Genomic DNA, 226 nt, shown 5'->3' on the forward strand with positions numbered 1-226 from the left:
TGCTCGCCCTGCACACCGTGCGGGATCAGCTTGCCCTCGTCCACGCCCGGCTTGTCGGCCTTGTCGGCCTTGTCGGCCTTGTCGGCCTTGTCGGCGGCCTGGACGGCCACGGCGGCCGGCATGACGCCGGCGGCGCTCGGGGCGGGGGTGGTGGTGTCGTGGTTCAGGGGGCCGGCGGCCAGGCCACCGGCGAACGCCAGACCAGCGATACCGAGAACGCTCTTAC

Annotated in this window: 1 pseudogene; it reads right to left on the reverse strand. The window is 73.0% G+C overall.

From position 1 onward, the window contains the following. A pseudogene (locus tag ACLQ2V_RS28185) lies at positions 1-226 on the reverse strand (hypothetical protein); the annotation flags it as partial.

This window comes from Micromonospora sp. DT233 (assembly GCF_049841815.1).
Taxonomy (GTDB): Bacteria; Actinomycetota; Actinomycetes; order Mycobacteriales; family Micromonosporaceae; genus Micromonospora.